The sequence below is a fragment of the Lactobacillus sp. UMNPBX12 genome, from assembly GCF_002553955.1.
Classification (GTDB): Bacteria; Bacillota; Bacilli; order Lactobacillales; family Lactobacillaceae; genus Lactobacillus; species Lactobacillus crispatus.
This window is the reverse complement of record NZ_PCYY01000001.1, coordinates 129,595-142,339: the sequence shown is the minus strand read 5'-3', so window position 1 is coordinate 142,339 and position 12,745 is coordinate 129,595. Positions and strand designations below refer to the sequence as shown.

General features: G+C 37.9%; 15 protein-coding genes and 1 riboswitch. Of the genes, 6 read left to right on the top strand and 9 right to left on the bottom strand.

Annotation, left to right across the window (positions count from 1 at the left end):
- Positions 1-60 precede the first annotated feature (60 nt).
- From CP363_RS00690 to CP363_RS00680, 3 genes are all read right to left on the bottom strand, one after another.
- Positions 61-816 (bottom strand): amino acid ABC transporter ATP-binding protein, encoded by a 756-nt coding sequence (locus tag CP363_RS00690; RefSeq protein WP_089142969.1) that lies wholly within the window; start codon positions 814-816, stop codon positions 61-63.
- Entirely contained in the window at positions 816-2,429 is a 1,614-nt protein-coding gene (locus tag CP363_RS00685) for an ABC transporter substrate-binding protein/permease (protein WP_005720493.1), read from the bottom strand. Before CP363_RS00685 ends, CP363_RS00690 begins: the two co-directional genes overlap by 1 nt.
- 110 nt (positions 2,430-2,539) lie before the next feature.
- Positions 2,540-2,713, bottom strand: a riboswitch (Lysine riboswitch).
- 48 nt (positions 2,714-2,761) lie between these two features.
- Positions 2,762-3,394: a DNA-3-methyladenine glycosylase gene (locus CP363_RS00680; RefSeq protein ID WP_098035693.1), complete on the bottom strand. Its 633-nt coding sequence runs from the start codon at positions 3,392-3,394 to the stop codon at positions 2,762-2,764.
- Between the two features lie 32 nt (positions 3,395-3,426).
- Here CP363_RS00680 and CP363_RS00675 point away from each other — a divergent pair, with 32 nt between their 5' ends.
- Positions 3,427-3,792, top strand: coding sequence for a DUF488 domain-containing protein (locus tag CP363_RS00675; protein WP_013085662.1), 366 nt, complete (start codon positions 3,427-3,429; stop codon positions 3,790-3,792).
- Here the strand turns inward: CP363_RS00675 and CP363_RS00670 are convergent.
- Genes CP363_RS00670 through CP363_RS00660 form a run of 3 tightly spaced genes read right to left on the bottom strand, consistent with a single transcriptional unit; the run spans position 3,789 to position 5,833 of the window.
- The gene (locus CP363_RS00670) at positions 3,789-4,577 is read right to left on the bottom strand and encodes a TerC family protein (RefSeq protein WP_013085663.1); all 789 of its coding nucleotides are present in this window, start codon (positions 4,575-4,577) and stop codon (positions 3,789-3,791) included. The two genes, CP363_RS00675 and CP363_RS00670, sit on opposite strands and share 4 nt — an antisense overlap.
- The gene (locus tag CP363_RS00665) at positions 4,564-5,082 is read right to left on the bottom strand and encodes a methylated-DNA--[protein]-cysteine S-methyltransferase (RefSeq protein WP_013085664.1); all 519 of its coding nucleotides are present in this window, start codon (positions 5,080-5,082) and stop codon (positions 4,564-4,566) included. The genes CP363_RS00670 and CP363_RS00665 overlap by 14 nt, the downstream gene beginning before the upstream one ends.
- Before the next feature lie 52 nt (positions 5,083-5,134).
- Positions 5,135-5,833: an NAD-dependent protein deacylase gene (locus CP363_RS00660; protein WP_013085665.1), complete on the bottom strand. Its 699-nt coding sequence runs from the start codon at positions 5,831-5,833 to the stop codon at positions 5,135-5,137.
- 89 nt (positions 5,834-5,922) lie between these two features.
- Here CP363_RS00660 and CP363_RS00655 point away from each other — a divergent pair, with 89 nt between their 5' ends.
- The gene (locus CP363_RS00655; protein ID WP_005726566.1) at positions 5,923-6,408 is read left to right on the top strand and encodes a hypothetical protein; all 486 of its coding nucleotides are present in this window, start codon (positions 5,923-5,925) and stop codon (positions 6,406-6,408) included.
- Here the strand turns inward: CP363_RS00655 and cls are convergent, their stop codons facing one another.
- On the bottom strand, positions 6,409-7,866 hold the full coding sequence (gene cls / locus CP363_RS00650) for a cardiolipin synthase (protein ID WP_005726568.1): 1,458 nt from the start codon (positions 7,864-7,866) through the stop codon (positions 6,409-6,411).
- Between the two features lie 19 nt (positions 7,867-7,885).
- The gene (locus CP363_RS00645; RefSeq protein WP_098035692.1) at positions 7,886-8,812 is read right to left on the bottom strand and encodes an alpha/beta hydrolase; all 927 of its coding nucleotides are present in this window, start codon (positions 8,810-8,812) and stop codon (positions 7,886-7,888) included.
- Between the two features lie 95 nt (positions 8,813-8,907).
- Between CP363_RS00645 and CP363_RS00640 the strand changes: the two genes are divergently transcribed.
- Entirely contained in the window at positions 8,908-9,678 is a 771-nt protein-coding gene (locus tag CP363_RS00640; RefSeq protein ID WP_005721709.1) for a ribonuclease H family protein, read from the top strand.
- A 27-nt stretch (positions 9,679-9,705) separates the two neighbouring features.
- Here CP363_RS00640 and CP363_RS00635 read toward each other — a convergent pair whose 3' ends face one another.
- Positions 9,706-10,659 (bottom strand): DUF1002 domain-containing protein, encoded by a 954-nt coding sequence (locus CP363_RS00635; RefSeq protein WP_005718327.1) that lies wholly within the window; start codon positions 10,657-10,659, stop codon positions 9,706-9,708.
- A gap of 160 nt (positions 10,660-10,819) precedes the next feature.
- On the opposite strand from CP363_RS00635, the gene CP363_RS00630 reads away from it, so the two are divergent.
- From CP363_RS00630 to CP363_RS00620, 3 genes are read left to right on the top strand one after another with little or no spacing between them, the layout of a single operon-like run.
- Positions 10,820-11,632, top strand: a complete 813-nt coding sequence (locus tag CP363_RS00630) for a glycosyltransferase family A protein (RefSeq protein WP_005724029.1) — start codon at positions 10,820-10,822, stop codon at positions 11,630-11,632.
- An 8-nt stretch (positions 11,633-11,640) separates the two neighbouring features.
- Entirely contained in the window at positions 11,641-12,297 is a 657-nt protein-coding gene (locus CP363_RS00625) for an alpha/beta fold hydrolase (RefSeq protein WP_023487947.1), read from the top strand.
- 1 nt (position 12,298) lies between these two features.
- A complete protein-coding gene (locus CP363_RS00620) occupies positions 12,299-12,712 on the top strand; it encodes a hypothetical protein (protein ID WP_023487948.1) in 414 nt (137 codons plus the stop codon).
- Positions 12,713-12,745: the final 33 nt, after the last annotated feature.

Here is a 12,745-nt window from a genome sequence, read left to right as displayed (position 1 = left end):
GTAAAAAAATAAGCTTGAATTTAAATCCAAGCTTATCATTTTTAATTTGATTTTAGAAGATTAAAATTCATTATTTCTAAAATTGCTCAAGAACTTTTGCGTCTTTTCGTTCTTAGGATGATCAAATATTTCTTCAGGTGAACCTTGCTCAGTAATCACGCCATCACTGATGAACAATACTCGGTCAGAAATACTCTTAGCAAAGCCCATTTCGTGGGTAACAATCACCATTGTTAAACCAGTCGTAGCGAGCTTTTGCATAACTTCTAGTACTTCGCCAACCATTTCTGGGTCAAGGGCACTAGTTGGTTCGTCGAACAATAAAACTTCTGGATTCATTGAAATCGCACGGGCAATAGCAACACGCTGTTGTTGACCACCAGATAATTGTTGTGGTTTAGCCTTGATAAATGGATCCATACCAACCTTTTTAAGGTTCTCCATAGCAATCTTACGTGCTTCGTCTTTTGAACGCTTGAGGACCAATTCTTGGCCAATCATGCAGTTTTCCAAGACGTTTTTGTTCTCAAATAAATCAAATTGCTGGAATACCATGCCGACCTTGGATCTAAAGGTATTACGGTTGTAACCAGGTGCCAAAATGTTTTCACCGTGGAAATCGATCTCGCCACCAGTAGGTTCTTCGAGCAAGTTGATGCAGCGAAGGGTAGTAGACTTACCACCACCAGAAGGACCAATGATCGTTACGATTTCGCCTTTATTGATGTCAAAGGAAATATCCTTTAATACTTGGTGATTTCCATAAGACTTTTGCATGTGCTTTAAGCTTAAAATTACTTCGTTTGATTCAGTCATTAATTGTTTGCCTCCGCATCTTTTGGAGTACCAACTTGAACTTGGTTAGCCATCAAGTTGTAATTCTTGTTACCTTCAAGTCTCTTTTCGATAAAGTTGAAGATTCTAGTAATAGTAAAGGTTAAGATCAAGTAAATTGCAGAAATCATTAAGTAAGTTGGGAAGAACTTGAATGATTGACTGGCAATAGTTGTACCAACAAAGAACAATTCTGAAACTGAGATAATACTCAATACTGAAGTATCCTTAATGTTAACGATAAATTCGTTGGTGATTGATGGTAAACAGTTTCTAATAGCTTGAGGCAAGATGATATGCCACATTCTTTGGTTGTGGGTCATACCAAGTGCACTAGCTGCTTCGAATTGACCTTCTGGAGTTGAAATAATACCACCACGGATAACCTCAGCTAAGTAAGCACCAGTGTTAATTGACACAATAATCAAAGCAGCTACAGTTCTATTTAAATTCAAGTGCCAGAATTGGGCAATACCATAGTAGATTACGGCTGCTTGAACCATCATTGGTGTACCGCGGAAGATTTCTACATAAACAGATAATAACCACTTAACTACGTTCAAAGTCCAACGCTTGCCGCGAGTAGTTGGAGTAGGAATGGTACGAATAATTCCTACAAGCAAGCCGATAAAGAAACCAACAATGGTACCAACTAAAGCTAAAAGCAAGGTCATGCCAATACCTGACATAATCATGCCACCATATTGCTTCCAAGTAGTAACTAGCCAGTTTTCTTTCTTAGTTTCGTTACCAGCCTTAGGTTGTTCCTTGATGGCTTGTGACATTAATTGATCACGCTTTTTATTAGAAATAGTTCTTAAAGTAGCGTTAACTTCATTTAAAAGCTTGGTATTACCCTTTTTAACCCCGATACTAGTTACGGAATCGTCATGGTCAACTTTGAAGCCAGCCATTTTGTTTAAGTTAACTGCAATAATGTTAGGGTTAACGTTGTGGTAACTTTCAAATTCAATATCTTCAGCAACATAACCATCAATGGTGCCAGAAGCTAAACTTTGACGCATGGCTGAAAAGTCACGCATAGCTGGTTCTCTTTTAGCACCTTTTAATTGCTTGATTAAATCGTAGTGTAAAGTTCCTTGTTGTGCGGTTAACTTGGCACCTTTGAAATCAGTCAACTTCTTAGCATTAGAATATTTACTTGCCTTATTAGTAATTACGACGAAAGTACTTTTACGATAAGGTTCTGAGAAATTAATTGCCTTGCGTCTTTCGGCAGTAGGAGACATACCAGCAATAATTAAGTCAATTTTACCTGAAGTTAAAGCTGGTAAAAGGCCATCCCATTGAGTCTTTTCTACGATTACTTTTTTGTGTAGTCGTTTACCGATGATCTTGGCAATTTGAACATCATAACCATTAGCATAGGAGTTAGAACCATCAATTGGAACAGCTCCATTAGCTTTGGTTGGCTGAGTCCAGTTGTATGGAGGATAGTTTGCCTCCATACCTATCTTTAACGTGCCAGAATCTTTCTTAGCAGCTTGAGTCTGATTGCTACTAAGAGAAAAACCGATAAATAAACTGAGTAGGACAGACATTATTACAGCCATCCATCTAAATCTTGACTTCAATTATAAAACCTCCAAAAATAGTTTTAACATAAAGCCAACACAATAAAGAGTAAACAAAAACCTCGCTCTTCCAAAGAATTGCGAGGGTCATAATCATCAGTGTTTAAACCAAATCTTATAGCGCTCCCTGGGGACTAACCAGGACAGTCTATAGAATATTCTTCTATAGCCCAACAGATTAACACGCGAATATTAAATCTATTTCGGCGGCAACCCTAAGTTAACTATCATTGTTTTCGCGAACTCAAACTTAACTTGTGATTGTCGCAACCTCTATTGCATTGGAAAAATATTTAACTAATGAAGAATACTAGAAGAAAAAGTTAAATTTGTCAAGCCCAACCATTATTAGTTTCATAATTTCTCTTTTTCATATCAGAAACATAAGGATTTCCTGCTACATAAAAACGTAATTTTTTGTTAGCCCAAACGGGATCAGATTGATTGATACCAACACGCGCTGCAGCAATTATTTCCTGGGGAATTTTTTTATGACGATCATCAAGATCAATGGCGAAAGGGGAGTCTGATAAAAAGTGCAAATTCCAATTTTTATCATGAATACCAAAAGCTTGCATCATTTTTGCGGGACCATTAGTCAAAAGAAAGCCATCTTTACCATGACGGTTCTTGATCATGGTCTCAATTCCTAAAGTGGGATCGATTGCACGGATTAAAACCCCCTGTGGTTCATTCTGAACCCTAGTGGCAACATCAAAGAAGAAATATTGACGTTGCGCGTAGATATAGATCGTTCCGCCTTTGCCGTAAAGTCCTTCATTCGCTGGGCTACGACGACCGCCATAAGAATGTGCAGCGCGATCCTTTTTACCCATATATGCTTCTGCTTCCACGATATAGCCGCCTAATTTTTCTTGACCATTATCAAAAGTAAGCATTCGCCCAATTAGGTCTTTTGCAATATAATCGGTAGTGTTAGTAGAAAAATAAGTTGAATAATTCATTTTTGACCTTTCTAGAAAAGAGATAAAAAATAATGACAGAAATTAAATTAGTTCGAATTTATGACCATGAGCAACCTGCTGGTTATCGGATTTTAGTTGACCGTTTATGGCCACGGGGAATGAGCAAAGTTAAGGCCGATTTAGCTGAATGGGATAAACAAATTGGCCCTAGTAAGGAATTGCGTCAGTGGTTTAATCATGAAGATGAAAAATTCCCTGAGTTTAAGCAAAAGTATATTGAAGAACTTAATCATAATGATTATACAGCGGAATTTTTGCAAGATGTAAAGAAGCATTTGGCTAAAGAAGATGTTCTTTTCTTATTTGGTGCCAAAAATAAAGAGCACAACCAAGCAGTTGTACTCAAAGAATATGTATTAAATACGCTAAACAGTTAAATATGTTTGTGACCGTGTTTTTTAACTTTCCAAAAGTGGAAGAGAATTGTCAAAATTAAGATCGCAAAGACAATAATTGCAAAAACGGTGTTTGGCAACTCAAATCTCAATGGTGGCAGAGCTAGCAGCAATTTTAAAGCGATGATTCCTATCAATAAGTAAGCCATTGGCTGCAATTCTGGAATAATATCCATTAATTTAATGATAATTTCGGCAACTCCTCTCATACAGAGAATACCGATCATGCCACCGATTAAAACAACAACGGGATTATCAGACACGGCTAAAGCAGCTAAAACAGAATCAATTGAAAAGACGATATCCATTGATTCAATTGAAATAACCGTACGCCAGAAAAGAGATAGTACATGTCTCTTTTTCTTTTTGCCTTTGTGGTGAGCTGCTTCGCGCTCTTCTTTTTCTTTCTCATGTTCGGCAGCTTGTTTAGGGTGGCGTTGATCATAGAAGAATTTAAAGGCTAGGTAAAAAAGATAAATACTACCAGCTAATTTAATCTCCCAAAAGTTGATCAGATAAGTCCCGATTCCGATAACAATAAAGCGGAATAAATAAGCACCCCACAAGCCATAAACCAAGGACTTGCGTTGTTCAGCTTTATTAGGTAGCACCTGTGTCTGTGCGGCCAAAACGACAGCATTGTCGACTGATAACAAGCATTCCATCAAGATTAAAGTCAGAATGATCATCCAGTCTTTGCCACTGGTTAGGACATGTAACCAGTTATTGCCGTCAAAAAAGGGTGCATATAGTTTAAGAATTGACATGTAACTGCTTCTTTTCTAATTTAATTAATCTGATTTTTTCTTTTTGTCCCAGACGATAAGTCCCAACTTTATTGTTGGATAAAATAACTCTTTGGTCAGGAATAAAAATCAAAACAGGGTTTAATGCTACGGCGTGTGCAACTGAGCGAGAAGATGTGGCTTCGGCTAGTGAATTGGCGACGTCACCATAAGTTAACGTCACACCATAAGGAATATGCTGGACAACGGCTAATACCTTTCGTTGAAATTCAGTGCCGAATTCCGAAATATCAATAGGAACATCAAAATTCTTTCTGATACCAGCAAAATATTCCTTTAATTGTTTGATATAAGGTGCCATCTTTTTAGGGTCCCGCACCAACATGCGGTGAGGGTAGAAGCTAAAAATAGGTGAAACAGTTTCATCTCCTTTAAGTCCGACGTAAGTTAGGCCGGCTTCTGAAGCTGTTAAAAAGTAGGTCCATGGCTCAATTGTAACGTAATCATAGTAAAAAAACTCTGTCATGTGTAACACCTTTATTAAAAATAATTAGTCTAAGAATAACAAACTAGGAAAGTTAATTCAAATTCTGGAATGCTGTTAATGCATCCCCAATTATTTGCGTGACACCAGGGGTAGGAATTTCTGTCTTGTTGATAGAGTAAATTTTGGCGTCTTCTTTGCGATAAGCCAAGAGCTGGGCAAAAGGATAAACTACAAAACTCGTTCCACAAATGATGATCAAGTCTGATTTTTGCATTATTTCAACGGACTGGTTTAATACTTTCGGATCAATGCTTTCGCCGTATAACACAATACCGGGGCGAATAATTCCGCCACAATCTTTGTGTAAATAGCTTTTAGCATATTCTTCATAAGAAACACGTTGATGACATTTAGTACAATAAATATTATATAAATTGCCATGAAATTCTGTTACATGTTGATTGCCAGCCTTAGTATCCAAAGTATCGATATTTTGGGTAATTAAATTACCTTTTTCATTACAAAAATGGGCGATTTTTTCATGGATTAAGTTTGGTTTAGCAGTAGGAAAGTACATGTTGTTCATGACAAATTCATGGAAAAATTCAGGTCGATTGAATAGCGTACTATCGCTCAGAATAGTTTCGGGACTTTCTTGCACGCCATCATAGATTCCGTTTTTAGAGCGGTAGTCAGGGATACCTGAATGGGTAGAAACACCAGCTCCAGTTAAGAATACAATATGTTGGGCATTATTAATATCTGTTTGTAATTCTGCTAAATCCATCATATAATGTCACCCTCCGTGAAAGTCATTACTTTAATTATAAATCATTGTTTTGTTATAATGAGTAAAATAACTAAATTGAGGGGATTTTTATGAAATATATGACGTATTTTTATGTAGCAATTGATATTTTATTAGTAGTTTATGCTTGTTATAGTTGGTATTGGCAAGCTAAAGTTGATTTTCGTGGTCGCTATCGTATCTCCTCAGTTGTTTGGGCGCTAATTTTTATCTGGCTGGGCTTTACATGGAATTACATTGAAAAAGGTGATCCAGGCCTGAGCGTCTTCTTGGCTCTTTTTATCTTAATTAGTATTGTCGATGGTTTTTCAGGATTTAGTAAAAAGCGGATGGTCGTTTCAGGCTACTTCAAGCGTACAGTTAAGTATGATGATTTAGCCAGCGTTACTTTAATCCAGATCCCCAACCAAGAGAAGCCATTAGTGATGGCGATTTTTCGAACTAGCGATGGTAAGGCTTATATGATGCGCTTTAATAATGAAGTTAATAGCGTAATTAAGCAATTACAAGAATATGCTGGTCGAGAAATTCCTGTCGAAGTTCAATCAATGATGTAATTACAAAATTGGAGAAAGCATTCGCGAGAATGCCTGCAAAGTCCGCAATGCGCGACTTTGCTTTTTTATTTCTTCCTTAGTTAGTAAATGCGAGTGTTTCATATCTTCTTCAAAAGCTGCCACCATTTTCTGGTTGAACTTTTTATCATAAAAAACGGCATTATCTTCAAAGTTTAAGTTGTAAGAACGGAAATCTTGATTCATTGAACCAACTGAAGAAAAATGGTCGTCGACAATCGTCGTTTTGGCATGTAAAAAGCCATCTTCGTAGATATAAATTTTGACACCCAAGCGAGTTAATTCGTTGGCATACCACTGTGTGGCGCGATAAATAAAGGGGTGGTCTGGCTTACATGGGATCATAATTCGTACGTCAACACCCGATGAGGCAATTGTTTGCCACGTAGCAAAAACGGCATCATCAGGGATTAAGTATGGTGTTTGAATCCATAACCGTTTGCGTGCCAAAAGCATTAGCCGCATCATACCGTTACGCATATATGGTGCATAACGATCAGGCCCATCTGAAATGATTTGCGTTGCAACGTCGCCTTCGTGGATGTTTTTTTCATCAAGATCAGGAAATAGAGTGGAATTGAAACGGATGAGCTGTTGATTATTAGTGATAGAGGCGTTCCAGTCCATGACGAAACGCTCTTGCAAAAGCAGAGAGGCAGAACCAACAATTCTTACCTGACTATCACGCCAATGACCAAACTTCTTTTTTTTGCCTAAATATTGATCACCAATATTAAAACCGCCAGTCCAAGAAATTCGCCCGTCGATGACAACAATCTTGCGGTGCAAGTGGTAGTTAATGCGGTAACGGGTGATCATGTTGCGTGAAGTGACAAAAGGCAAAACTTCCCCGCCAGCTGCCCGCAATTGATCGAACCATGCTTTAGTAGCTCCCATTGAACCCCAGGCATCATAAATTACGCGTACTTTAACTCCTTGTTTTGCTTTTTTAATCAATAGTTGCAAAACACGATTGCCGATATTGTCGCTATAAAAAGTGTAGAACTCAACATTGATTATTTCCTTAGCTCGTACCATGTCCTTAAGCATGTCATGAAAGAAGGTTTCACCTTCGGTATAGAGCTTGACCTGATTATTTTTAGTTAGGGGAGCTTCTTGTTGGTGGTTAAAAAAGTTAATTGCTATATTACCAGCCTTTGAAGTGTCAGAAGGACTAGTATTTTTAGGTGCTTTAGCAATCGATTTTTGAACATTTCTCAAGCCAATGTGTTTTTGCTTATTGATGGCAAAAATATTTTCCTGGGAAATACCCCGACCAAAGAAGGCATAAAGAGTGATCCCGACTACTGGTAATACTAACAGGATGATTAACCAAGCCCAAGTGGTTGAAACGGATCTTCTACGGTGGAAGACAACGTAGAAGGCTAAGATTGTGTTGGTAATGATAATGATTCTAACAAAGTCATGCCACCAGATCATAAACTCCTCCAAAATTAAACTACTTTTTTAATTTAAGAAACTTGTCAATAATATCGATTACAAACGGATTGTCATGCATCCAACTATGTTCGGCGTCATCTTTACCGCGTACTTCTACTTCTTGATAAAAATGTGCCTTTGGGGCAAGGATATAGCGAATGCTTTTTGCGGAAACAACAGAGATGAATTTATCAGTATTTGTGTTATCTAAAACGTTGCCATAAATATTCAAGACCGAGATATCAGGATTGAATTTGCGCCGATTAAAAAACAAATAAAGGTAGTGCGGGTTCATGACACTAGGCCGACCACTTTCGGTCAAATAGTTGACGTTGGGGATATCGCCCAAGTAAGTGACCCCGTCAAAAGGACCAGCGATAAAGGCACATTTTTTTAAATGTGGGAACGTTTTGCTGCGGTAGTGCTTCATTTCCGTGCGAATAATACATGGACAGGCTAATGAATGAGCGACTGCAATATAGTTTTTAAAACCATATCTTTTAGCTAAAAAGGGCAGGACGAAGTTGAGATAATAGTCGATGCCATAGATACCGACTATTCGCTGGCGAAAAGCAACCTGCACGATAGGATGCTTGTCACTAGTCCAAGTTCCTTCTAATTTGAAATTTCCTAATAAATCAACGGTTACCTTTAAAAACTTGGGATTGCCCTTGTCATGAGTAGCGTGTTTCACCATCACGCGAGTGGTATAATCACCGCCGCGAAAGCCATGGAAATAAATAATGGGTACTTGTTTTAGATCGCTTTTTTCAATGTTTGCCTTATTTTCAATATGGCGCTTGTGTAATTTGAGGAAAATTCGCGTGGGAGCGAAGGTGGCCATCAGCCCCAAAGAAATCATGTTAAACATGCTAGGTTCTTCTTGGAGGTCATGTTTATGATCTTTTTCAACTTCTTCAGCATATTTTTTTGTGTTGAAAAACATTTTTACCACCTTCTCTTTCTTTTTTCCTATAATAAAAGTTATGCAATAAGTATATTTTACCATTGGGTAAAGATTTTGGAATTTTAGAGGTAGAAATGAAGTTTTATGCAGTCAAAAAAGGACGTACTCCGGGAATATATCGGACTTGGGATGCAGCCAAAGAACAAGTTGATGGCTTCTCTGGCGCTGAATATAAGTCATTTGAACAAATTACCGATGCTACAGATTACTTAGATTGGAATGCCCAAACTCAGAGCGATGTCCTGCAAAAAGGTGAAGATAATTTACAAAACGCCGTAAAAAGGGTGCAACAAAAGAGTCAAGAAATAAAAAAAGCACCGCGAAAAAAGGCGAAGCAGTATAACCATGTTAATAGCAATCCTGCTGACTTCTTTGCGGTGACTTATACTGATGGTGGCACGCGCAATACTGGTGTTTATAAGGGCGGTCACGTTAAAAAGACCGATAAAGCAGCCTGGGCTTATTTAATTGAATGGGATGACCAGAAAGTTCATGGCTCCGGTGGTGAATATGGTGCTACTAACAATAAGATGGAGCAGACAGCATTGATTAATGCACTAAAAAAGCTGCTTGAGCTTGGTTTTAACGATAAACATCTATTATTTGTTCTTGATTCGCAGTATGTGTTGAATGCGATTAATAAGCATTGGCTACAAGGCTGGAAAAAACGTGGTTGGAGACGTTCTTCTGGACCATTGGCTAATGTGGCGGAATGGCAGGAATTAGATCGGTTATTAAAGGAATTTCCTGATAGTACGTTTGAATGGACGAAAGGTCACGCTAATAATCGCGGTAATGAATTTGTCGATCATGAATTGAACCGTTATATGGATCAAAAAATGTAAGAAAAAAAGGCTACACTGTAGCCTTTTTTAATTTAAAATAACACCGCCGAACAAACCACTAAAGAACTTAACGATTTGATCCCACAAATTTTGTAACCAGTTGCGGTTTTCTTGGGTATTAAATTTATTGAAGATATTTTTAGCTCCATTTTGAATCTGACTGGATAATTTCGAAGCCTGTTGCTTGAAGTTACCGTCCTTCAATGCCCCTGAATCACGAATTTCAATTAGAAGATTGACAATTTGATTTTTTTGATTGTTGTTGATGGTGTCACCTAAGTGGTTAATATTAATTTGATTGTTGACAATGTCGCGAATTTGACTGTCGGTAATGTTTTGCCCTTGTTTAGCCATCTCATTCTTGGCACCGGCAACCGCATTGTTCAATTGAGCATCTGAATAACCTTTTTTGTTTTTATTATCTTGGGTAATCCCAGACAAGGTATTCATTTCATCTTGAGCGGCATTAACTTGCTTTTGATTTAATGCATTGCCATTTTTAGCATAGGCAGCATAAACTCCAGCTAATGCCCCTGAACCATCAATTGGAATAGCGCTAGTAACATAAATGTTGGCATCGCTGATGCCGGCGGTCAGGGCTGCGTTTTTGTACTGGTTGGCAGTAATAGTCGTGATATTATTTTTACCATCGTAGTCTAAAATTTTAACGTTGATTCCGCTGCCTGAGCTGGTCTTTTGGATCATCGCACTGGACCAAACACCGGATGAAGTGGTGAAATTATCACCAGAGGGATTTAAGTATTTAACCAGATCTGAGCCGGTAACAGTAATTGTTTGATAATTACCACCGTTTAGTGGGGCGGTTAAGGTCTTTAATGTGCCTTGCTTTTGCGCATCAGTTAATGATGTACCTAAGGTAACTACAGGTGTATCATCATCTGCTAATACTGGCTTAGTAAATGAGATCATCGCGACCACGCTTAATAACATTGCTGTGAGTAGTGTGATAAATTTCTTCATTTTTTCTTCTTTTCTTCCTTTTTGATCGAATATTTATTCTTGTAATACGGAACATTATACTAAATATTTTTCAAAAGTGAATTAAACAACACGTAAAACTTTCTTAATTTCGACCTTATTATTGAAGATGGTATAATAAAGAGCAACAAAGGGGGACAATATGTTACAAGTGCCTAAGTTAACCATCATCATGCCTGTTTATAACACGGCGCAATACTTGCCACGTGCTTTTGATGCTCTGCTTAATCAAGTTGACAAGAGCTTCAAATTGCTTGTAGTAGATGATGGCTCAACAGATAATTCGGTTGAGGTAGCCGAAAGCTATGCCAATCGTTTTCCATATTTTAAAATAATTAAAAAGAAAAATGGCGGCCCATCCGATGCACGTAATGTTGGGATGCAGTATCTCGACACACCATATGTCACCTTTCATGATGGTGATGATTGGGTGGATCCAGGCTACACATCCTTTTTTATTCATGCTTTTGAAAGTCATCCAGATGTCAGCTTAGTATCATGTGGCTATTGGATGGATTATCCTGACAAAAAGCAACGCGTTGTTGGTCGACCAGAAGGTGGCTATTTAACGCGCGGTGAAACTTATTTGAAGTTGACTAATGTCTTTAGCTCACCAATGAAAGGATATAGCTGGAACAAGGCCTATAAAACTGCCATTATTAAGAAATATCATTTGAAGTTTGATAGGGATATTTCACTACTGGAAGATCAGATTTTTAACGTTAAATATATTTCTGTGGCTAAAGGCGTCTATTACACGCAAAAGCCGTATTACCACTACTGGCAGAGAAAGGGCAGTATTATTCACCAGCCTAATATTAAAAAAGTTGCGGATAATTTCCGGGGAAATTACCGGGTTTGGAGCAAAATTATCAGTACAATGATGAAAGACCGCGAGGAAGAAAAGATGCGTAAGAAGTTAGAGCGACAGCAGGCCTTGCGTGATAGTGAATAGAGGAAAACATGAAAGAAAAAGTTAATGGAGTCGAAATTTATTATCATAAGTTAGGTAAAGGTGAGCCTTTGCTTTTACTACATGGACATCACTTAGATGGCGGTATGTTTGATAAAATTGTGGCTCCGCTTTCCCTTTATTACACTGTCTATGTGCTCGATATGCGGGGACACGGTTTAAGCGAAGGCGATATTGCCGAACACTATAAAACAGAAGTAGAAGACGTTTACACCTTTATTAAACAGACCGGCATTGAGGGATGCTACTGCTTTGGTTTTGATGCTGGTGGCTTAGTAGCTATGATGCTAGCTAGAAAACATCCAACGATCTTTAAGAAGATGATTGTAGCTGGCGTTTTCGTTAATGGTGCAGGCATTAGACCATATCACTACTTAACGGAAGGATTTCATCGCTTTTTGAGACTTGATCGTGACAGCCGCGTAGAGTTGACTGAGTCCTTTATCTCAGTAGATGACTTGAAGAAGATTACTACGCCAACTCTTTGTGTAGTAGGTGAAAAAGACTGGGTTAAGGTTGAGCATGTACGTTGGTATAGCCAATTTATGCCCAATGCGCGGTTGGTGATTATGCCACGGCAGACGCATGATAGTTATGCAGTGCGCAGTTTAAAACTGCTGGATTTGATTAAAGGATTTTGTAAGTAGAATGTGGGTAATTTTAGTAATTAATGTAGTAATTGCAATAATTGCGATTATTGCTAGGCTTAATAATGGAGCAGAAGCATTTAATCTGTTTAATGGTGGGTTAGTTTTTGTCACTTTTGGGATTGTCTTACTTTTAGGCGCAATTCCGGTTTATCGCAATTTTGATACTTCATCAGTATTGATGTTTGTAGCTGGCATATTGATTGTGTTAGGCATAATCATGTTAATCGTTAGTGTAATTGCTAGATCGACTAGAAAAATCAATCTACAAGATTTGGCAATTGCATTAATGGTAGCTGCAGTGTGCTTAGTATATTTCATTCATAATGCAAGCTTGAACTTTGCTAACTTATTAGTGCCTGAATTAGCTTTAATTGTAGGGCTAATCTTGCTTGTTTATCCAAAACAAAAGTAAATAAATTTCTTCATCCAAAAAAGACATCTCTTC

Coding starts and splice junctions, on each gene's coding strand:
- CP363_RS00690 (WP_089142969.1), bottom strand. CDS start 816: ATGACTGAATCAAACGAAGTAATTTTAAGCTTAAAGCACATGCAAAAG.
- CP363_RS00680 (WP_098035693.1), bottom strand. CDS start 3,394: ATGAATTATTCAACTTATTTTTCTACTAACACTACCGATTATATTGCA.
- CP363_RS00675 (WP_013085662.1), top strand. CDS start 3,427: ATGACAGAAATTAAATTAGTTCGAATTTATGACCATGAGCAACCTGCT.
- CP363_RS00670 (WP_013085663.1), bottom strand. CDS start 4,577: ATGTCAATTCTTAAACTATATGCACCCTTTTTTGACGGCAATAACTGG.
- CP363_RS00665 (WP_013085664.1), bottom strand. CDS start 5,082: ATGACAGAGTTTTTTTACTATGATTACGTTACAATTGAGCCATGGACC.
- CP363_RS00660 (WP_013085665.1), bottom strand. CDS start 5,833: ATGATGGATTTAGCAGAATTACAAACAGATATTAATAATGCCCAACAT.
- CP363_RS00655 (WP_005726566.1), top strand. CDS start 5,923: ATGAAATATATGACGTATTTTTATGTAGCAATTGATATTTTATTAGTA.
- cls (WP_005726568.1), bottom strand. CDS start 7,866: ATGATCTGGTGGCATGACTTTGTTAGAATCATTATCATTACCAACACA.
- CP363_RS00645 (WP_098035692.1), bottom strand. CDS start 8,812: ATGTTTTTCAACACAAAAAAATATGCTGAAGAAGTTGAAAAAGATCAT.
- CP363_RS00640 (WP_005721709.1), top strand. CDS start 8,908: ATGAAGTTTTATGCAGTCAAAAAAGGACGTACTCCGGGAATATATCGG.
- CP363_RS00635 (WP_005718327.1), bottom strand. CDS start 10,659: ATGAAGAAATTTATCACACTACTCACAGCAATGTTATTAAGCGTGGTC.
- CP363_RS00630 (WP_005724029.1), top strand. CDS start 10,820: ATGTTACAAGTGCCTAAGTTAACCATCATCATGCCTGTTTATAACACG.
- CP363_RS00625 (WP_023487947.1), top strand. CDS start 11,641: ATGAAAGAAAAAGTTAATGGAGTCGAAATTTATTATCATAAGTTAGGT.
- CP363_RS00620 (WP_023487948.1), top strand. CDS start 12,299: ATGTGGGTAATTTTAGTAATTAATGTAGTAATTGCAATAATTGCGATT.